Origin of the sequence: Streptomyces rubrogriseus, assembly GCF_027947575.1 — a bacterium.
GTDB classification, from domain to species: domain Bacteria; phylum Actinomycetota; class Actinomycetes; order Streptomycetales; family Streptomycetaceae; genus Streptomyces; species Streptomyces rubrogriseus.
Window position 1 is genome coordinate 5,330,753 of record NZ_CP116256.1, and the last position, 18,796, is coordinate 5,349,548.

General features: G+C 73.1%; 17 protein-coding genes and 1 pseudogene. 3 read left to right on the top strand and 15 right to left on the bottom strand.

The window, feature by feature from the left end; all coding sequences use genetic code 11:
- Positions 1-140: 140 nt before the first annotated feature.
- The 11 genes from Sru02f_RS24420 to Sru02f_RS24470 form a co-directional block, all read right to left on the bottom strand.
- The gene (locus tag Sru02f_RS24420; RefSeq protein WP_164271058.1) at positions 141-500 is read right to left on the bottom strand and encodes an MmcQ/YjbR family DNA-binding protein; all 360 of its coding nucleotides are present in this window, start codon (positions 498-500) and stop codon (positions 141-143) included.
- Between the two features lie 30 nt (positions 501-530).
- Complete coding sequence (locus tag Sru02f_RS24425) at positions 531-1,076, bottom strand: GNAT family N-acetyltransferase (protein ID WP_109028738.1); 546 nt, start codon at positions 1,074-1,076, stop codon at positions 531-533.
- On the bottom strand, positions 1,073-1,651 hold the full coding sequence (locus tag Sru02f_RS24430) for a helix-turn-helix domain-containing protein (RefSeq protein WP_109028737.1): 579 nt from the start codon (positions 1,649-1,651) through the stop codon (positions 1,073-1,075). Before Sru02f_RS24430 ends, Sru02f_RS24425 begins: the two co-directional genes overlap by 4 nt.
- Positions 1,652-1,697: 46 nt before the next feature.
- Positions 1,698-2,600: a LysR family transcriptional regulator gene (locus Sru02f_RS24435; RefSeq protein ID WP_109028736.1), complete on the bottom strand. Its 903-nt coding sequence runs from the start codon at positions 2,598-2,600 to the stop codon at positions 1,698-1,700.
- A gap of 30 nt (positions 2,601-2,630) precedes the next feature.
- The gene (locus Sru02f_RS24440; protein WP_109028735.1) at positions 2,631-3,824 is read right to left on the bottom strand and encodes a glycine C-acetyltransferase; all 1,194 of its coding nucleotides are present in this window, start codon (positions 3,822-3,824) and stop codon (positions 2,631-2,633) included.
- A gap of 31 nt (positions 3,825-3,855) precedes the next feature.
- Positions 3,856-4,884: an L-threonine 3-dehydrogenase gene (gene tdh / locus Sru02f_RS24445; protein WP_109028734.1), complete on the bottom strand. Its 1,029-nt coding sequence runs from the start codon at positions 4,882-4,884 to the stop codon at positions 3,856-3,858.
- A gap of 201 nt (positions 4,885-5,085) precedes the next feature.
- Positions 5,086-5,661, bottom strand: coding sequence for a GAF domain-containing protein (locus Sru02f_RS24450; RefSeq protein ID WP_109028733.1), 576 nt, complete (start codon positions 5,659-5,661; stop codon positions 5,086-5,088).
- A complete protein-coding gene (locus Sru02f_RS24455) occupies positions 5,658-6,287 on the bottom strand; it encodes a GTP-binding protein (protein ID WP_174854956.1) in 630 nt (209 codons plus the stop codon). Before Sru02f_RS24455 ends, Sru02f_RS24450 begins: the two co-directional genes overlap by 4 nt.
- Positions 6,265-6,639, bottom strand: coding sequence for a DUF742 domain-containing protein (locus tag Sru02f_RS24460; protein WP_109028980.1), 375 nt, complete (start codon positions 6,637-6,639; stop codon positions 6,265-6,267). The genes Sru02f_RS24455 and Sru02f_RS24460 overlap by 23 nt, the downstream gene beginning before the upstream one ends.
- Positions 6,640-6,641: 2 nt before the next feature.
- Positions 6,642-7,076 (bottom strand): roadblock/LC7 domain-containing protein, encoded by a 435-nt coding sequence (locus tag Sru02f_RS24465; protein WP_109028732.1) that lies wholly within the window; start codon positions 7,074-7,076, stop codon positions 6,642-6,644.
- Positions 7,077-7,214: 138 nt separating this feature from the next.
- Positions 7,215-9,122, bottom strand: coding sequence for a sensor histidine kinase (locus tag Sru02f_RS24470; RefSeq protein ID WP_373103542.1), 1,908 nt, complete (start codon positions 9,120-9,122; stop codon positions 7,215-7,217).
- 362 nt (positions 9,123-9,484) lie between these two features.
- Here Sru02f_RS24470 and Sru02f_RS24475 point away from each other — a divergent pair.
- Positions 9,485-9,814: pseudogene (locus Sru02f_RS24475) on the top strand (TetR family transcriptional regulator C-terminal domain-containing protein); the annotation flags it as partial.
- Positions 9,815-9,987: 173 nt separating this feature from the next.
- Positions 9,988-11,493 carry an aldehyde dehydrogenase family protein gene (locus tag Sru02f_RS24480; RefSeq protein WP_109028730.1) on the top strand — a complete coding sequence of 502 codons (1,506 nt, stop codon included), beginning with the start codon at positions 9,988-9,990 and terminating at the stop codon, positions 11,491-11,493.
- Between the two features lie 23 nt (positions 11,494-11,516).
- Here the strand turns inward: Sru02f_RS24480 and Sru02f_RS24485 are convergent, their stop codons facing one another.
- Positions 11,517-12,113: a TetR/AcrR family transcriptional regulator gene (locus tag Sru02f_RS24485; RefSeq protein WP_109028729.1), complete on the bottom strand. Its 597-nt coding sequence runs from the start codon at positions 12,111-12,113 to the stop codon at positions 11,517-11,519.
- Positions 12,114-12,186: 73 nt separating this feature from the next.
- Between Sru02f_RS24485 and Sru02f_RS24490 the strand changes: the two genes are divergently transcribed.
- Positions 12,187-13,326 carry an acyl-CoA dehydrogenase family protein gene (locus Sru02f_RS24490; RefSeq protein ID WP_109028728.1) on the top strand — a complete coding sequence of 380 codons (1,140 nt, stop codon included), beginning with the start codon at positions 12,187-12,189 and terminating at the stop codon, positions 13,324-13,326.
- Between the two features lie 77 nt (positions 13,327-13,403).
- On the opposite strand, the gene Sru02f_RS24495 is transcribed toward Sru02f_RS24490, so the two are convergent.
- The 3 genes from Sru02f_RS24495 to Sru02f_RS24505 are packed head-to-tail and all read right to left on the bottom strand — an operon-like array spanning position 13,404 to position 18,739.
- Entirely contained in the window at positions 13,404-15,242 is a 1,839-nt protein-coding gene (locus tag Sru02f_RS24495; RefSeq protein ID WP_109028727.1) for an AMP-dependent synthetase/ligase, read from the bottom strand.
- A 36-nt stretch (positions 15,243-15,278) separates the two neighbouring features.
- Complete coding sequence (locus Sru02f_RS24500) at positions 15,279-17,480, bottom strand: 3-hydroxyacyl-CoA dehydrogenase NAD-binding domain-containing protein (RefSeq protein ID WP_109028726.1); 2,202 nt, start codon at positions 17,478-17,480, stop codon at positions 15,279-15,281.
- Between the two features lie 44 nt (positions 17,481-17,524).
- Entirely contained in the window at positions 17,525-18,739 is a 1,215-nt protein-coding gene (locus Sru02f_RS24505) for an acetyl-CoA C-acetyltransferase (protein WP_109028725.1), read from the bottom strand.
- Between the last annotated feature and the right edge of the window lie 57 nt (positions 18,740-18,796).

Below are 18,796 nucleotides of genomic sequence, written 5' to 3' on the forward strand. Positions count from 1 at the left end.
CCCCTCCCCTTGCGCTCCCCCTGCGCCCACCTGCCCTCCCGTGGCACCGTGCGTCCGGCAGCCGGGACCCCCCTCCGGTCCCGGCTGTCACGCACGTCTTCGGATCATGCCACGGGGCACTGACAACGCCTGAGGGGTTTTCAGCCCCCGGCGGGCAGCCCCAGCCGGGGGTGGGCCTCCAGCAGCCTGGTCGGTGCCGCCTGGCGCCAGGAGTCGGCGAGGATGTCGCGCAGCTCGTCCTCGCCCTCCAGGGCGGCGAGCCGGGCCCGCACCCAGGCGAACTGGGCCTCGTGCGCGGCGATCCAGAACTTGTCCGGCTCGGCCAGCACCAGTTCGTCGCGCTCCTCCTTCGGGCAGCGCACCGCGAGCGAGGTCTCGTCCTCGGGCAGCGTCGCGAACATCTTCCCCGCGACCCGGAAGGTGGGCATGTTCCAGGCGGTCTTCTCCGTCGTGTCCGGCAAGGACAGGGCGATACGGCGTACGTCTTCTGCGTCCGGCATGACAGGCACGGTAGCCGCCGCCACCGACAATCACCCGGTGGCGGCGTGGGCGGCCGCCCGGTCCCCGACCTGCTTGAAGTAGAGCGTCGTCGGCCGCAGTTCCCCGCCCGGGTCCGCCGCGTAGTCCGGGATCGTGCCGGCTCGGGTCCACCCGGCGGACCGGTACAGGTGCTCGGCCGGGCTGCCGGTCTCGGTGTCCAGGTGGAGGAGGGTGATCCCGGCCGCCGCGGCCGCCTCCTCGGCGGTGGCCAGCAGCCGGCGGCCCAGACCCCGGCCGCGTGCCTCGCGGGACACCATCAGCTTGGCCAGCTCCGCGCGGTGGCGGCTGTTGGGCTTGTCCGGCAGGGCGAGGCTCACCGTTCCGGTCACCCGCTCCCCCTCCCGCGCCACCCAGACGGCGAGCTGCCCGGCGGCCACGGCGGCGGCCCGTCCCCGCCACCAGTGCGCGGCCTCCGCGTGGCCGAGCGGGGCGAGGAAGCCGACGGAGGCGCCGCCCGCGACGGTGTCGGCGAGCAGCGCGGCCAGGCCGTCCAGCAGCGCCGCCACCCCGTGCTCGTCGACCCGGTCCACGTTCACGGCAGCACCACCGCCAGCGCGTAGCGGGCTCCGTCTGGCCCGGGGCAGCGGAACCGCGTCGGCCCCCACACGCGCATCCGCAGGCAGTCCCCGGCGGCGAGGTGGTGTTCCACGTCCTGCGCCGTGATCTCCAGGGCCCCTTCCAGGAGCCAGACGTGCTGCTCCAGGCCGGGCACCGGCGGCCGGTCGTAGGCGATGTCGGCGCCCGCCGCGAGCCGTCCCTCGACGAGTTCGCCGCGCAGTCCCGCGTGCGGCGGGGACACCGAGCGGCGTACGAACCCGCCCGGGCGGTCCTCCCACACGGGTTGCTCGGCGGCCCGCACCAGCAGCGCGGGTTCCGCCTCGACCTCGCTGAGCAGCCGGGACATGGTCCGTCCGTAGACCGCGCACAGGCGGTTCAGTACGGCGGCGGTGGGGCTGGTCTCGCCCCGCTCGGCCCGGGACAGCGTGGACCGGCTCACCCCGCTGCGCTCCGCCAGCTCCCCCAGCGACCAGCCGCGTCCGGCCCGCAGTTCGGCCAGCCGGGCGGCGAGCCGGGTGTCCACCGGGTCCGCGACGACGTCGTCTTCTCTCATATCCGGGACGCTATCCCGCTCATGAGACGGCCGTGTTACGGAAGGCTCACGCCCGGGCCGCGTCGCCGAGTGCGTCGAGGACCGGCCGGATCAGCGGGTGTTCCTCCGCTCCCCGCCGTACGGCCGCGAAGACGCGGCGGGTGGGCGCCACCCCGTCGACCGGGCGGACGACCACGCCGGTCAGGTCGGTGCCGAGCAGCGCCGAGCGCGGGACGAGCGCCACCCCGGCGTCGGCCGCGGCGAGGGACACCACCGCGCGGAAGTCGTCCGAGGAGTGTTCGAGGCGGGGCTGGAACCCGGCGCTCTCACAGGCCAGCACGACCACGTCGTGGCACGGGTTGCCCGGGTAGGGGCCGATCCAGGTGTCCTTGGCCAGCTCCGCGAGCGGCACCTCGTCGGCGTCGGCGAGACGGTGGGCGACCGGGACGACCGCGTCGAAGGGTTCGGCGTACAGCGAGACGTGGGTCAGGCGCGGGTCGTCGGCGGGCGGCGCCCCGCGGTACTCGACGGCGACCGCGACGTCGACCTGCCGGTCGAGGACCATCGGCAGGCTGGCGTCGCCCTCGGCGTCCTGGACGCGGACCCGGATGCCGGGAGCCGACTCGGCGAGGCGGGCCAGGGCGGGCGCGACGACGAGGGCGATGCCGGTCGCGAAGGAGGCGACCGTGACCGTACCGGCCTCGCCCGAGCCGTAGGCGGCCAGCTCGGCCTCGGCCCGCTCCAGCTGGGCGAGGACGGCGTTGGTGTGGCTGAGCAGGATCTCGCCGGCCGGGGTCAGCCGTACGCCCTTGGCGCCCCGCTCGACCAGGCGGTGGCCGGTCTCCTGCTCCAGTGCGGCGAGCTGCTGGGAGACCGCGGACGGGGTGAGGTACAGCGCGGCGGCGGCCGCCGTCACGGTGCGGTGGTCCGCCACCGCTCGCAGGATGTGCAGCCGCCGCGCCTCGATCATGGGATCGATTCTCTCAGGTCACCGGGGCTTTCAGGCCGCGAGCTGCTCCCGGGCCGCGACGAAGGCGTCCACCGCGCGGTTGACGTCGTCCGTGGAGTGGGCGGCGGACAGCTGGACGCGGATGCGGGCCTTGTCCTGCGGGACTACCGGGTAGGAGAAGCCGATCACGTACACGCCGCGCTCCAGGAGCAGCTCCGCCATGCGGCCCGCCTGCGTCGCGTCGCCGATCATGACGGGCGCGATGGGGTGGTCGCCGGGGAGGATGTCGAAGCCCTCCTCGGTCATCCGGCGGCGGAACAGCGCGGTGTTCTCGGCGAGCCGGACGCGCAGGTCGTCGGCCGACTCCAGCAGGTCGAGCACCTTGAGGGAGGCGGCGGCGATCACCGGGGCGAGGGTGTTGGAGAAGAGGTACGGGCGGGAGCGCTGGCGCAGCAGGGCGACGATCTCGGCGCGGGCCGCGACGTAGCCGCCGGAGGCGCCGCCGAGGGCCTTGCCGAGGGTGCCGGTGATGATGTCGACGCGGTCCATGACGCCGTGCAGCTCGGGGGTGCCGCGCCCGCCGGGGCCGACGAAGCCGACGGCGTGCGAGTCGTCGACCATGACCATGGCGTCGTAGCGGTCGGCGAGGTCGCAGATCTCGTCGAGCGGGGCGACGTAGCCGTCCATGGAGAAGACGCCGTCGGTGACGATCAGCTTGCGGCGGGCCTCGCCCGCGGCCTTGAGCTGCGCCTCCAGGTCGGCCATGTCGCGGTTCGCGTAGCGCAGCCGCTTGGCCTTGGACAGCCGGATGCCGTCGATGATCGAGGCGTGGTTGAGGGCGTCGGAGATCACCGCGTCCTCGGGGCCGAGGAGGGTCTCGAAGACGCCGCCGTTGGCGTCGAAGCAGGAGGAGTAGAGGATCGTGTCCTCCTGGCCGAGGAACGCGGAGAGCCGGGCCTCCAGTTCCTTGTGCACCTCCTGGGTGCCGCAGATGAAGCGCACGGACGCCATGCCGTAGCCCCAGCGGTCCAGTGCCTCGTGGGCGGCGGCGACGACCTCGGGGTGGTCGGCGAGACCGAGGTAGTTGTTGGCGCAGAAGTTGAGGACCTCGCCGGGGCGGCCGCCCGCGGTGACGTTGACGGTCGCGGACTGCGGGGTGCCGATGACGCGCTCGGGCTTGTGCAGGCCGGCGGCGCGGATCTCGTCGAGGGTGGCGCGCAGGTCGTCGCGCACGGAGTCGAACATCTCAGAAGCTCCTAAGAGAATACGTACGTCTTCACGCGGTCCAGTCGAGGATGACCTTGCCGCCGCGGCCGCTCGCCGCGTCGGCGAACGCCGCCTCGAAGTCGCGGTGGGAGTAGCGGCCGGTGATCACGGGGGCGAGGTCGAGGCCGCCTTCGAGCAGCACGGACATGGCGTACCAGGTCTCGAACATCTCGCGGCCGTAGATGCCCTTGACGGTGATCATGGAGGTGACGACGCGGGCCCAGTCGACCGGGAACTCCTCGGCGGGCAGGCCGAGCATGGCGATCCGGCCGCCGTGCGTCATGTTGGCGATCATGTCGCGCATGGCCTCGGGCCGGCCGGACATCTCCAGGCCGATGTCGAAGCCCTCGCGCAGGCCCAGTTCGCGCTGTCCGTCGGCGATGGTGGCGTCCGAGACGTTCAGGGCGAGGCTGACGCCGACCTTGCGGGCCAGTTCCAGCCGCTCCTCGCTCACGTCCGTGATGACGACGTTGCGGGCGCCGGCGTGCCGGGCCACGGCGGCGGCCATCAGGCCGATCGGTCCGGCGCCGGTGATGAGGACGTCCTCGCCGACCAGCGGGAAGGACAGCGCGGTGTGCACGGCGTTGCCGAACGGGTCGAAGATCGCGGCGACGTCGAGGTCGACGGGGACGCGGTGCACCCAGACGTTGGACGCGGGCAGGGCCACGTACTCGGCGAACGCCCCGTCCCGGCCGACGCCGAGGCCGACGGTGGCGCGGCACAGGTGGCGCCGGCCGGCCAGGCAGTTGCGGCACTTGCCGCAGACCAGGTGGCCCTCGCCGCTGACCCGGTCGCCGGCCTTGATGTCGGTGACGTCGCGCCCGGTGTCGACGACCTCGCCGACGAACTCGTGGCCGACGACGAGCGGGGTGCGGATGGCCTGCTGCGCCCAGCCGTCCCAGGCCCGGATGTGCAGGTCGGTGCCGCAGATGCCGGTGCGCAGCACCTTGATGAGCACGTCACCGGATCCGATGGTGGGCTCCGGGACGTCCGCGAGCCACAGCCCGGGCTCCGCCTTCTCCTTGACCAGCGCCTTCAACGCTACGGCTCCTGACGGGGATGAGGTCCCGGCCGTGGGCATGCCGAAGCGGCCCGCGTCCGGGGAGGGGAGGGGAATCGCACAGCAATCTGCCGTACGACACCGTCCCCGGTCCATCGAGCCTTTCTTAAGCCCGGCCGCAGCTTTCCTTCACGCGCCCGGCGAGGGTCCGCGTGCGCCCGGCGAGGAGCCTGCCGCCGCTCACAGCGGGAGTCCGTCCTCCGCGCTGCGTTCGATGCGCCGTACGAGGTCGGCCGCCGTCGTCTTGATCGTGGCCAGGCCCGCGGTCCCCCAGGTCCGGGGCCGTACGTCCGCGGCGGACACGGTGCCCAGCACCGTCCCGGTGCTGTCGATGAGCGGGGCGCCCAGGTAGGAGCGGATGCCGAACGTGTCGACGACGGGGTTGCCCGCGAAGCGCGGGTAGTCGCGCACGTCCTCCAGGACCAGCGCCTTGCGCCGGACCACCACGTGGGGGCAGAAGCCGTGGTCCCGGGGCTGGACCCGGCAGAACTCGGGGCGCGTTCCGTCGCCCCGCGTCAGCGGCGGGAGCTCCGGCACCCGCAGTCCGGCGAAGAACTGCCCTCCCTCCACCAGGAAGTTGACCATCGCGTACGGCGCCTCGGCGAGGCCGGCGAGGTGGGCGGCGAAGGCGTCGAGGGCCGGGTCGGCGCGTTCCGCCAGGCCGAGCCGGCGCAGCCGCCGTACCCGGGTGGGGGCCTCCCGGTCCTCGGGGGTGAGCAGCAGACGTCCGGCCGGGCGCGGCGGGTCGTAGCTCATGGGCGGACTCCGGCGCCGAACCCCGACGTCGGGGCCGGGGTGTGGGCGATGAGGTGGCGTACGAGGGTGAGCAGCGTCTGTACGCCGGAACTGGAGATCCGGGCGTCGCAGCGCACGATCGGGATCTCGGGGTGCAGGTCCATGGCCGCGCGCACCTCCTCGGGGTCGTAGCGGTAGGAGCCGTCGAACTCGTTGATCGCGACGACGAAGCCGAGTCCGCGCTCCTCGAAGAAGTCGACGGCGGCGAAGGACTCCTCCAGGCGGCGAGTGTCCGCGATGATCACCGCCCCGAGGGCGCCCTCGCACAGTTCGTCCCACATGAACCAGAAGCGTTCCTGGCCGGGTGTCCCGAACAGGTACAGGACGTGTTCGGGGTCGAGGGTGAGGCGGCCGAAGTCCATGGCCACGGTCGTTTCGAGTTTGTTCTCGATTCCGTCGAGGTTGTCGGTCGCGGCGCTGACCGTGGTGAGCAGTTCCTCCGTGCTCAGCGGCGCGATCTCGCTGACCGCGCCGACGAAGGTCGTCTTGCCGACGCCGAATCCGCCCGCCACGAGGATCTTCAGGGCGGTGGGGAACGGGTCGGCGCCTTCGCCGTGCGTGTGGTCAGAGCTGTCGTCGTAGTCCATCGAGCACTGCCTCCAGAAGGGCCCGGTCCGTGGGGTGGTGGTGGAACGCGGCGGGGGGTTTGGTGGTCAGCGCGCCGCAGTCGACGAGGTCCGAGAGCAGCACCTTGGTGACCGCCACCGGAAGCCGCAGGCGGGCGGCGAGTTCGGCGACCGCGAGGGGCGCCCGGCACAGGTCGAGTGCCTGCGTGTGCTCGGGTCCGAGGTAGCCGAGGGGGGTCGCCCCGGTGGCCATGACCTGGGACATCAGGTCGAGCGCCACGGTGGGCCGGGTACGGCCGTTGCTGACGGTGAAAGGGCGCACCAGCCGTCCGGCGGCGTCGTCGAGCCAGGGCCCGTCGCCGGCCGCGGCCACCGTCAAGGCCTCATCGCCGGGGGTTCGACGGTGTGCTGCCGGGGCGCGGTGACCAGGTAGGGGCGGACGCTCTTGACGAGCATCGCCATCTCGTAGCCGAGGACGGCCGCGTCTGCCTCGCGGCCGGCCAGCACGGCCAGGCAGGTGCCGGAGCCCGCGGTGGTGACGAAGAGCAGGGTCGAGGCGAGTTCGACGACGACCTGCCGCACGTCGCCGCCGTCGCCGAAGCGGACGCCGGCGCTGCGGCCGAGGGAGTAGAGGCCGGAGGCCAGGGCCGCCATGTGGTCGGCGCTGTCGGCGTCGAGTCCGTGGACGGACTTCACCAGTCCGTCGGCGGACAGGAGCACCGCGCTGCTGGTGTGCGGCACGCGCTGGACGAGGCCGCTCATCAGCCAGTCGAGGTCGGACACTTGGCCGGTCGGCGCATCGCTCGCCATGGTGGATCGACTCCTTGGGGTACGAAGGTCTGCGGGAGCGCGGGTCAGGGGTGGGGGCGGGGGTGGTCGCGGGGGTGGGGGTGGTCGTGAGGGTGGGGGCATGCGGGGAGGCAGGGGCCGTCGCGGGGGTGGGGGTGGTCACTCGGCCGTCCCGCCAGGATCGCGCTGGGCCGGTGTCAGGGGCGCGGGTTCGCTGTGCTGCTGGGCCTCCGCGAGGCCGACGCCGCGCTGGAAGGCCGCCATCAGGCCCGGGTCGTGCCCGGTGTACTGCTCGGGTTCCTGGCGGGGCGCGGGGCCACCGCGCAACTGGGGCACGATGTGCTCCTGGGCACGGCGGCGCGGCAGTTGGGGCTTCCCCATGGTGCCGCGCACCGCGCTGAGCCGCGGGACGGGCGGGGTGTTCGCGTGTTCGGCGAGGACACCCCGGTCCTCGGGCCGTACTCCGGGCACGGCGGCGGCCGGGGTGGCGCGGTTCCGGTGCGTGCCGCGCACGGGCAGCGGCGCGGGTTCACCGGCGACCTTGCGGGTCTCGACCGGGCCGAGTGCCTCGGAAGCGGGGACGGGAGCGGGCCCGGGCGGGACGGGAGCCGGTACAACCGGAGCCGGCACGGCCGGAACGGGTGCGGTCGGAACGGGTGCGGTCGGAACCGGTGTGTCGAAGGACGGGGCGCCGAAGTCCCGCGCGTCCAGGGGCGGTACGTGCGCCGTGGCGGGCGCGTCCGGAGCCTGCGGCACCGCGGGCGACACGGCCCGCGGCTGCCGCCCGGGCGACGCCACGGTCGCCGACCGGGCAGCGGTGACCGCGGCCGGGTGGGCGGCGCCCCCGGCCAGCGCACCCGGCTCCGTGCCCAGCAGTGCCTGCGGCACGACGAGGACGGCCTGGACACCGCCGTAGATGTTGGTCTGCAGCCGCACGGTGATCCCGTGCCGCTTGGCGAGCTGGGAGACGACGAACAGTCCGATGCGCCCGTCCGCGAGCAGGCGGGCGACGTTGACCTGGTCGGGGTCGGCGAGCAGGGCGTTCATCCGGTCCTGCTCGCCGACGGGCATACCCAGTCCGCGGTCCTCGACCTCGACGGCGAGGCCCGAGGTGACGAGGTTGGCGCGCATCAGCACCTGGGTCTGCGGCGCGGAGAACAGGGTGGCGTTCTCGACGAGTTCGGCCAGCAGGTGGATGACGTCGGCGACCGCGTGGCCGCGCAGGGTGCCGTCGATCGGCGGGACCAGCCGGACCCGGGAGTACTGCTCGACCTCGGCGATGGCCGAGCGCAGCACCTCGGTCATGTCGACCGGATTGCTCCACTGGCGGCGGGAGACGGCACCGCCGAGCACCGCGAGGTTCTCGGCGTGGCGCCGGATGCGGGTGGCGAGGTGGTCGACGTGGAAGAGGCCCTTGAGGAGGTCAGGGTCCTCGATCTCGTTCTCCAGCTCGTCCAGGATGGAGATCTCCCGGTGCACCAGGGACTGCAGGCGCCGCGCGAGGTTGACGAAGACCTCCAGCTTCTGTTCGCTGCCCGCCTGGCTGGAGAGCTGGGCGGCGCGGACGACGGCGGTGACGGCGCCGTCGTGGGCGCGGGAGAGGTCGGCGGCGAGCAGTTCGAAGTCGTCGGCGTCGTCCGGCGGTCCGCCGCGCGGGGTGCGCGGGGTCGGCGACTCGCCCCGGCGCAACGCCTCCACGACGGCGCGCAGGTCGCCCTCCTGGCGCGCGGTGCTGCGGCGCAGTGCGCCGACGCGGTCGTGCACGGACCGCGCGGCGCGGTCGGCGGCGACGGCCGCGATGACGACGGCCGCGACGGTCACCGAGACCGCCCCGGCGAGTACGGCCCACAGGACGGGGCCGGGCCGGGTGCCGGTGGACCGGACGGTGAAGAGGACGACCGCGCAGGCGCTGAGGGCGACCGCGACCGGTGGCAGGACGGCGAGCCTCAGGAGTTGGGGCCGTATGTGGGTCTCGGGCAGCGCGGCGGTGGTACGCGGGGCCGGCCGGCCGTGCCGTCCGCCCTCGCGGCGGTCTGCTCGCGCGGCCGGGGCGCGGAGGTGAGACATCGGTGTCCTCGTACTGGTCCGTGTACTGATCCGTCGGCCCTACGTCGCCCGACGGACACTGACAGTAGTCGGCTGCCCCTCATGTGCGGTGGGCAGTTGCCAAAGTCCCTCGGACAACGTCCCGCTCTGGTATGAGGCCTCGTACGACAGACCGATAAGCCGGATACGCAACCGTTCCGGCATGACCGAGAAGCAGTCGAACTCGATCAGAAACGGTCACTGTCGGTGACGGTCGGCGGGGAGCCGGAGGTACCCCATCGCGCGATCAGCGACCGCGCGGCCCACTGGACGGCTTCCGGGTCGAAGCGGTCCGTGCGCCAGGTCGCGGAGCGCTCATCGGCGCCGAGGGGTCAAGCCCGGGAGTGGTCCAGCCGGCCCGCGACCTGCCGCCCGGCATCGGCCGCCTGTGGCGCCTGTGCACCGGCTGGCTCGCCTACTCGCGCGACCGCGTCTTCCCCGGCGGCTGCTTCTTCTACTCGGCCACCGCCGAGTACGACGCCCGCGAGGGCAAGGTCCACGACATGCTGGCGGGCGCCCGTACCAACTGGCTCGCGTACGTGGAGCAGACGGCCCTCGAGGCCCGGCAGGCCGGTGAGATCGCGGAGGGAACCGACGTCTCCCAGCTCGCGTTCGAACTCGTGGCCCTGCTGGAGATGGCGAACGCCGAGTCGGTGCTGCACACCAAGGCTTTGGCGACGGCGTGGACCCGCAACTCCTCGAAACCGGCCGCCGGGAGTGGACGGCGGCCGGTTCGTCCTGCGCGCCGACCGGACGACCCCGGCGGGTATCGACGAACCCATTGACGTCCTCACGCCCCCGTGAAACAAGTATATGGATTTTGTATCTTCGATTCACTGGGGGACCGATGACCGACACCGCCCCGGACGCCGCACCCCGCGCCACCACGTTCACCACCCGCGCCCCGGCGACCGGCGCGCCGCTGGCCGAACATCCGGTCTGCGGTCCCGAGGAGGTCGCCGGCGCCGTGGCGCGGGCCCGGCAGGCGCAGGAGGAGTGGGCCGTGCTGCCCGCGGCCCGGCGCCGGGAGCGACTGCTTCGCTGGAAACGGGTGCTGGCCCGCGAGTTGGGCACCGTCGCCCGGACCGTCGCCGAGGAGACCGGCAAGCCGGCCGGTGACGCCGAGCTGGAGGTCGTCCTCACGCTGGAGCACCTCGGGTGGGCCGCGCGCAACGCCGACCCCGTGCTGCGCCGGCGGCGGGTGCGCACCGGGCTGTTCACGGTGCACCAACGGGCCTCGCTGGTGCACCGGCCGCTGGGAGTGGTCGGCGTGATCGGCCCGTGGAACTACCCCTGCTACACCCCGATGGGCTCCATCGGATACGCCCTCGCGGCGGGGAACGCGGTGGTCCTCAAGCCCTCCGAACTGACCCCGGGCACCGGTCTCCTGCTCGCCGCGCTGTTCGACGAGGCCGTGCCCGCGCACGCCGGGCTGTTCACCGCCGTCACCGGCGCCGCTGCCACCGGGGAGGCGCTGGCCCGCTCCGGGGTCGACAAGCTGGCGTTCACCGGGTCGCCCGGGACCGCGCGCAAGGTGATGGCGGTCTGCGCCGAGACGCTGACCCCGTTCCTCGCCGAGTGCGGCGGCAAGGACGCCGTGATCGTCACCGCGGACGCGGACCTGGACGCCGCCGCCGACGCGATCGTGTGGGGCGCCTTCGGCAACGCCGGGCAGACCTGTGCGGGAGTGGAGCGCGTCTACGCGGTGCGCGAGATCCACGAGGCGCTGTGCGAACGGGTGGTGCGGCGCGCCGGCGCGCTGCGGCCCGGCTCCGGCGGGGACGCGCACTACGGTCCGATGACCCTGCCGGGCCAGCTCGAGACCGTGGCGCGGCATGTGACCGAGGCGGTGTCGTCGGGCGCGCGGACCCTGCTGGGCGGTCCCGAGTCGGTCCGGGCGCCCTATGTCGCGCCCGTCGTGCTGACCGGCGCGCCGGCGGACTCGGCGGCGATGACGGAGGAGACCTTCGGCCCGGTCGTCGCCGTCGACGCGGTGGCCGACGTGGACGAGGCGGTGGCCCGCGCCAACGACTCCCGGTACGCCCTGGGGGCCGCGGTGTTCTGCGGCAGCCGGCGCACCGGGGCCGCGATCGCGGCCCGGCTGCGTGCGGGGGCGGTGTCGGTGAACTCGGTGCTGGGTTTCGCGGCCGTGCCGGCGCTGCCGTTCGGCGGCTCGCGGGACTCCGGGTTCGGGCGGATCCACGGCGCGGAGGGGCTGCGGGCGTTCACGGCGGTGCAGTCGACGACCGTGCAGCGCTTCGCCCCGCCGATCGCGCTGACCTCCTTCGAGGTGCCGGCCGCCGCCCGGGAGCGCGCGGTGCGGCTGGCCCGGTCACTGCACCTGCGGCACTGAACCGCCGGTGGATGAACGGCCGTTCAGACGTTGAGGAGCGGGGCCAGGTAGCGGCGGGCGAAGGCGCGGGCCTGGTCCTCGTCGTCCATCTCGATGCAGCTGGCCGGGTTGAGCAGGAAGGAGACGGCCACCCGCACCATGAGTTCGGCGACGGGCCGCGGGTCGTCGCCGGGCCTGCCCTCGGCCTGCTGCGCCCGGCGCAGGTGGCCCGTCAGGTAGTCGACGGTGGCGGCGAGCGAGGAACCGCCGTGCACGGTCAGGTACGGCAGCACCACCTCGGGCTCCAGCCGCAGCAGGCCTCCGAAGAGGGGGTGGGCGCGGGTGTGGCGCAGGGCGACCACGAACCCCTCGACGACCCGTTCCTCCATGGTCGGCAGCGCGGCCACCGCTTGGTCCAGTCGTTGGAAGAACCGGCTGTTCTCGCGCAGCAGGGTCTGCTCGACCAGCGTGTCCTTGGTCCCGAAGCGCCGGTAGACGGTGACGCGGGAGACACCGGCCCGTTTGGCGACGTCGTCCATGGAGGAACGGCGCAGGCCGAAGACGGTGAACTGCTCCAGCGCCGCGTCGAGGATGCGTCGCGCCGTCGGGTCCTCCGTCTCGGTCTTCGCGGCCGTGGTCACGACGCGGCACCTCCGTCCCGGGCGGTCGAGAAACAACTGCCACCACTTTGTCACACGAGTTCTGGAGGACCTGATGGGAAGTCGTCTCACCGAAGAGCAGTCCGCGTTCGTCGCGGCCGTCGCAGACTTCGCCAAGCGCGAGTGCGGCACCCGGCAGCAGCGCGACGCGCTGACCGGCGACGGCCGCGGGGCGCACCACCCCGGGCTGTACGGCAGGCTCGCCGAACTGGGCTGGCTCGGGGTGTGCCTGCCCGAGGAGTACGGAGGCGCCGGCGGCGGGCTCGCCGACGCCTGCCTCTTCCTGGAGGAGACCTCCTACGGCATGGTCCCGGCCGGCGGTTTCGTCACCACCGTCATCGCCGCCAAGGCCTACGAGCGGTTCGGCTCCGAGAAGCAGCGGCACGAGGTGCTGTCCGGCGTCGTGCGCGGCGACGTCCTGTCCATCGCCATGTCCGAGCCGGAGGCGGGTTCGGACGTCGGCGCGCTGCGCTGCCGGGCCCGGCGGACGGCCGACGGGACGTGGCTGATCGACGGGCAGAAGACCTGGATCTCCAACGCCCACTGCGCGCGGAGCATCCTGCTGGTGGCCCGCACCGGCGAGGACAAGCACGGCGGACTGACCATGTTCCACCTGCCCGCCGACACCCCGGGCGTGGAGGTACGGGGCATCGACACCATGGGCGGCCGGGAGGTCAACGACGTCTTCCTGACCGGCGTCCGGCTGCCCGCCGACGCCGTGGTGGGACAGGTCGACGGCGGCTGGCGGCAACTGATGGCCGGACTCAACCACGAGCGGCTCTTCCTCGCCTCGAACATGCTGGGCCTGGCCCGCCGCGCCTTCGACGACGCGCTCGGCTACGTCCGCGAGCGCGAGCAGTTCGGCCGTCCCGTCGGGTCCTTCCAGGCACTGCGGCACCGGGTGGCCGACCTCGCCACCGAGATCGAGTGCACCCGGCTGCTGGTGCGCGAGGTGGCCCTGGACTGCGACGCGGAGCCCGACCGCCTGTTCCCGAGGGCTGCGTCGATGGCCAAGCTGAAGGCCACGGAGGTCGCCAAGCGGGCGGCCCTGGAGGGCATGCAGATGATGGGCGGCTACGGCTACACGACCGAGTTCGACATGGAGCGCCACCTGCGGGCCGCGGTCGTCTCCACGGTCTACGGCGGGACCAGCGAGATCCAGCGGGACGTGATCGGCAAGACGTACGGCCTCTGAGCGGGCCGGTGGACGAGCGGCGCCGCCCGCCCCGGCGGGGGCGGGCGGCGCCGTCGGTCCGGCAGCCGAGTCCGGGCTCAGTCCCCGTACAGCCCGGCCAGCGCCTCGGCGTACTTGTCCCGGATGACCCGGCGCCGCATCTTCAGCGAGGGTGTCAGCTCGCCGGTCGCCGGGCCCCATTCCCCGGCCAGCAGCTCGTACCGCTTCACCTGCTCGGTACGGCTGAGCCGGGAGTTGGCGGCGGCCACCGCCCGGTCCACCTCGGCCCGCACGGCCGGGTGCGCCACCAGCCCGGCCACCGTGCCGTCCGCCTCGACGCCGTGGGCCGCGGCCCAGGCCGGGGCGGCCTCCGCGTCCAGCACCAGCAGGGCGACCAGGTAGGAACGCCGGTCTCCGTGGACCAGGGCCTGGCCGATCAGCGGGTGCTCCTTGAGCGCGTTCTCCACCAGGGCCGGAGAGACGTTCTTGCCGGTCGAGGTGATGATCATCTCCTTCTTCCGGTCGGTGAGCCAGAGGTAGCCGTCGTCGTCCGTGCGCCCGATGTCTCCGGTGGCCAGCCAGCCGTCGGCGTCCAGGGCGGAGCGCACCGATCCGTCCGGCCGGAGGTAGCCGGAGAAGACGGACTCGCCCCGCACCTCGATCTCGCCGTCCGCGGCGAGCCGGACCTCGACGGACTCCACGGGGCGTCCCACCGAACCGATGCGGAATCCGGTGCGGGGGCTGTTGGTGGTGGCCACGCCGGTGGTCTCGGTCAGCCCCCAGGCATCCATGATCACGACACCGAACCCGGCCCAGAAGTCGACCACGTCGACCGGCATCGGCGCCGAGGCGCTGGCCGCCCAGGTCACCCGGTCGAGCCCGCCCGCCGCCAGCAGCGGCAGCAGGACCTCCTCGCGGGCACGGGCGTAGCGCGCCTCCAGCTCGGCGGGCGGCGACTCGCCCCGCTCGCGGTACCCGACGTGCTCGCGGGCCACCGCGGACGCCGCGTCGATGACCTCCCGCTGCTCGGCCGGCATCAGGGAGAGGACGGCCCGCACGGCGGCGCACAGCTTCTCCCAGATTCGCGGCACGCCGAAGAACTGCGCGGGACGCACCTTGCGCACGACCGTGCCGACGGCGGCGGGGTCGGCGCAGAGGTAGACGTGCGAAGCCCGGTGACAGGGGAGGTAGATGCCGAGCATCCGCTCCGCGATGTGGGCGAACGGCAGGTAGCAGATGTGCTCCACGTGCGGGGGCAGCTCCACCACCGCGTCCAGCGCGAGGGCGTTGGCCAGCACCTGTCGGTGGGTCAGGACTACGCCCTTGGGCTCGCCCGTGGTGCCGGAGGTGTAGACGACGGTCAGCGGGTCCTCGGGGTTCGCGGCGTCCAACTCCTTGGCGAACCGTTCCGGTGCCTGCTCCCGCAGGAGGTCGGCGTACGGGACGTGGCCGCCCTCGGCGGCGGGCTCGGCGACCACCAGCCGCTCCAGCGGCGTATCGGCGTCGGTCAGGAGCGGCTCCCACAGCCGGGCCTGGTCCGCCCCCTCCACCACCGCGACCCGGGCCCGGCAGTTGCGGGCGATGTGGGTGATCTGCTCGGGGGCCGCGGTGGCGTAGACGCTGACCGGAACCGCACCCAGGCGGACCAGCGCCAGGTCGGACAGCCAGTGCTCGGGCCGGTTGGCCATCATCATCAGCACATGGTCGCCGCGGCCGACGCCGAGTCCCGCGTATCCGGCGGCCAGGCGTTCGGTGTGCTCGTGGATCTCCGCCCAGGTGAGCGTCGTCCAGTCGCCGTTCCCGTCTCCCTCCGGCGGCTGCCAGGACAGACCGGGGAGTCGCGGGTAGTCACGGGCGTTGCGGGCCAGCAGCCGGGGCAGCGTGCGCCGGGCCGACGCGTCGGGCGGTTCGCCGACGGTGCGGGGCTCTGGAGTCATCGGGGCCTCCTTGCGGGTGGGTGGGGAACGCCGGAGTCAGAAGTCCGTGAAGGTCTCACCGCGGTCCGCCTTGCGCAGCAGCAGCGGAGGCGGGGTGAAGCGCTCGCCGTAGCGGTCGGCCAGCTCGCGGGCGCGGGCGACGAAGCCGGGCAGGCCTGCACCTGCCCCGGCGCAGCCCTCGTAGCCGTTGATGTACTGGAGGACGCCGCCGGTCCAGCCGGGGAAGCCGATGCCGAGGATCGAGCCGATGTTGGCGTCGGCGACGGAGGTCAGCACGCCCTCCTCCAGGCAGCGCACCGCGTCCAGCGCCTCCACGAAGAGCATCCGCTCCCGCATGTCGGCGAACGGGATCTCGTACCCGGGCTTGGTGAAGTGTTCACGCAGCCCCGGCCACAGCCCCGCCCGCCTGCCGTCGGCCCCGTACCCGTAGAACCCGGCGCCGCCACTGCGTCCGGGGCGCTCGAACTGGTCGATCATGCGGTCGACGACGTGGTCCGCGGGGTGCGGCTCCCAGGTCCGCCCGGCCTCCTGGACGGCACGGCGGGTCTCCTCGCGGATCTTGCGGGGCAGGGTGAGGGTCAGCTCGTCCATCAGGGACAGCACCTTGGCCGGGTAGCCGGCCTGGGCCGCCGCCTGCTCCACCGAGGCGGGCTCGACGCCCTCCCCCACCATCGCCACGCCCTCGTTGATGAAGTGACCGACGACCCGGGAGGTGAAGAAACCCCGCGAGTCGTTCACCACGATCGGCGTCTTGCTGATCTGCCGGACCAGGTCGAACGCCCGCGCCAGCGCCTCGTCCCCGGTCCGCTCCCCCTTGATGATCTCCACCAGCGGCATCCTGTCGACCGGTGAGAAGAAGTGCAGCCCGATGAAGTCGGCCTGGCGCTCCACGCCCTCGGCCAGCGCCGTGATAGGCAGCGTGGAGGTGTTGGAACACAGCAGGGCGTCAGGGGCGACGACGTGCTCGATCTCCTGGAACACCTTGTGCTTGAGCGAGGTGTCCTCGAACACCGCCTCGATCACCGCGTCACAGCCCGCGAGGTCTCCCACCTCCGCGGTCGGCGTGATCCGCGCGAGCAGCGCGTCCGCCTTCTCCTGACTCGTACGGCCCTTCGCCACGGCCTTCGCGCACAGCTTCTCCGAGTACGCCCTGCCCTTGAGCGCCGACTCCAGCGAGACGTCCTTCAGCACGACCTCGATGCCCGCACGGGCACACGAGTAGGCGATCCCCGCACCCATCATCCCCGCGCCCAGCACGGCCACCTTGGTCACCCTCCGGGCCTCGACGCCCTTCGGGCGGTTCGCACCCGAGTTGACCGCCTGGAGATCGAAGAAGAACGCCTGGATCATGTTCTTGGTGATCTGACCGGTGACGAGTTCCGTCAGGTACCGGGCCTCCACGACGAAGGCCGTGTCCAGGTCGACCTGGGCCGTCTCCACGGCCGCGGCGAGGATGTTGCGCGGAGCCGGGCCGGGGGCGCCGCCGGTCCGCTTCCTGAGCAGCGCGGGAAGGGCGGAGAGCCGGGCCGCGAGCTTCGGGTGCGACGGCGTGCCGCCGGGGATGCGGTGGCCGGGCCGGTCCCAGGGCTGGGCGGACTCCGGATGGGCGTCCACGAACGCCCGTGCCTTGGCGATGAGTTCTTCCGGGTCGGCGGCGATCTCGTCGACCAGTCCGGCTTCCAGGGCGTCGGCCGGCCCGTACTGGGTGCCTTCCATGAGGACGGTCCGCAGCGCGTTCACGACGCCGAACATCCGGACGGTGCGGGTCACTCCCCCGCCGCCCGGCAACAGGCCCAGGGTGACTTCGGGGAGCCCCACCCGGGCGGCCGGGGTGTCGAGGACCACGCGGTGGTGGCAGGCCAGGGCGATCTCGTAACCGCCGCCGAGGGCCGCGCCGTTGATCGCGGCGACGACGGGCCTGCCCAGGGTCTCCAGGGCGCGCAGCGAGCGCTTGACGCGCATGCCCGCCTCGAAGGACTGCTGTGCGGTCGCCGGGGTGACGGAGATCAGGTCGCGCAGGTCGCCGCCGGCGAAGAAGCTCTTCTTGGCCGAGGTGACGACGACGCCGCGGATGTCGTCACGGCGGTCCACGAGCCGCTGCGCGACGGCGTCGAGCGAGTCGATGAACGCGGCGTTCATGGTGTTGGCGGACTGGCCCGGATCGTCCAGGACGAGGGTGACGACGCGGTCCTCGGACTCCTCCCAGCGGATGGTGGAGGGCCGTGCGGTGGTGTCCATGACTGAGGTCTCCAGTGAGGTCTCGGGCGGGGGCAGCACGGAGGTCAGACGCGCTCGACGATGGTGGCGATGCCCATGCCGCCGCCCACGCACAGGGTGGCGAGGCCGTAGCGCTTGTCCTGGCGCTCGAGTTCGTCGACGAGGGTGCCGAGGATCATCGCGCCGGTGGCGCCGAGGGGGTGACCGAGCGCGATGGCACCGCCGTTGACGTTGACCTTGTCCAGCGACAGGCCCATGTCCTTCACGAACCGCAGGACGACCGCCGCGAACGCCTCGTTGATCTCGACCAGGTCGATGTCCTCGATGCTCAGCCCGGCCTTGGCCAACGCCTTGCGGGCGGCGGGGGCGGGGCCGGTGAGCATGATGGTCGGGTCGGCGCCCGATACGGCGGCGGAGACGATCCGGGCCCGCGGGACGAGGCCGTGACGGTCGCCGACCTCCTTGGAGCCGATGGCGACCAGGGAGGCGCCGTCGACGATGCCGGAGGAGTTGCCCGCGTGGTGGACGTGGTCGATCCTCTCCACCCAGTGGTACTTCTGCAGCGCCACCGCGTCGAACCCGCCCAGCTCACCGATGTCCGCGAAGGACGGTTTGAGCCCGGCCAGGCTCTCGGCCGTGGTGCCGGGCCGCATGTGCTGGTCCCGGTCCAGGACCACCAGCCCGCTCCGGTCCACGACGGGGACGACCGACCGGTCGAAGCGCCCGTCCTTCCAGGCGACGGCGGCCCGCTCCTGGGACAGGGCCGCGTACTCGTCGACGTCGCGGCGCGAGAAGCCCTCGACGGTGGCCATCAGGTCGGCGCCGATGCCCTGCGGGACGAAGCCGGTGTCGTGGTTGGTGCGCGGGTCCAGTGCCCAGGCCCCGCCGTCGCTGCCCATCGGGACGCGGGACATGGACTCGACGCCGCCCGCGAGGACCAGGTCCTCCCACCCGGAGCGCACCTTCATGGCCGCCATGTTGACGGCCTCCAGACCCGACGCACAGAACCGGTTCTCCTGCACACCGGCCACCGTGTCCGGCAACCCGGCCGCGATCGCAGCGATACGCGCGATGTCCGAACCCTGGTCGCCGACCGGACCGACGACTCCCAGCACGATGTCGTCCACCGCCGCCGGGTCCAGACCCGGGAAACGGGCGCGGATCTCCCGGATCAGGCCGACGACCAGGTCGACGGGCTTCGTGCCGTGCAGGGCGCCGTTCGCCTTGCCGCGTCCGCGCGGAGTGCGGATCGCGTCGTACACGTACGCTTCGGTGCTCACCTCGGGGGTCCTCCCAGTGGGTGTGTGGCAGCCCGCGGTCGCGGCGGGCAACGGTGG

Coding starts and splice junctions, on each gene's coding strand:
- Sru02f_RS24420 (WP_164271058.1), bottom strand. CDS start 500: ATGCCGGACGCAGAAGACGTACGCCGTATCGCCCTGTCCTTGCCGGAC.
- Sru02f_RS24430 (WP_109028737.1), bottom strand. CDS start 1,651: ATGAGAGAAGACGACGTCGTCGCGGACCCGGTGGACACCCGGCTCGCC.
- Sru02f_RS24435 (WP_109028736.1), bottom strand. CDS start 2,600: ATGATCGAGGCGCGGCGGCTGCACATCCTGCGAGCGGTGGCGGACCAC.
- Sru02f_RS24440 (WP_109028735.1), bottom strand. CDS start 3,824: ATGTTCGACTCCGTGCGCGACGACCTGCGCGCCACCCTCGACGAGATC.
- Sru02f_RS24450 (WP_109028733.1), bottom strand. CDS start 5,661: ATGAGCTACGACCCGCCGCGCCCGGCCGGACGTCTGCTGCTCACCCCC.
- Sru02f_RS24455 (WP_174854956.1), bottom strand. CDS start 6,287: ATGGACTACGACGACAGCTCTGACCACACGCACGGCGAAGGCGCCGAC.
- Sru02f_RS24465 (WP_109028732.1), bottom strand. CDS start 7,076: ATGGCGAGCGATGCGCCGACCGGCCAAGTGTCCGACCTCGACTGGCTG.
- Sru02f_RS24470 (WP_373103542.1), bottom strand. CDS start 9,122: ATGTCTCACCTCCGCGCCCCGGCCGCGCGAGCAGACCGCCGCGAGGGC.
- Sru02f_RS24480 (WP_109028730.1), top strand. CDS start 9,988: ATGACCGACACCGCCCCGGACGCCGCACCCCGCGCCACCACGTTCACC.
- Sru02f_RS24490 (WP_109028728.1), top strand. CDS start 12,187: ATGGGAAGTCGTCTCACCGAAGAGCAGTCCGCGTTCGTCGCGGCCGTC.
- Sru02f_RS24495 (WP_109028727.1), bottom strand. CDS start 15,242: ATGACTCCAGAGCCCCGCACCGTCGGCGAACCGCCCGACGCGTCGGCC.
- Sru02f_RS24500 (WP_109028726.1), bottom strand. CDS start 17,480: ATGGACACCACCGCACGGCCCTCCACCATCCGCTGGGAGGAGTCCGAG.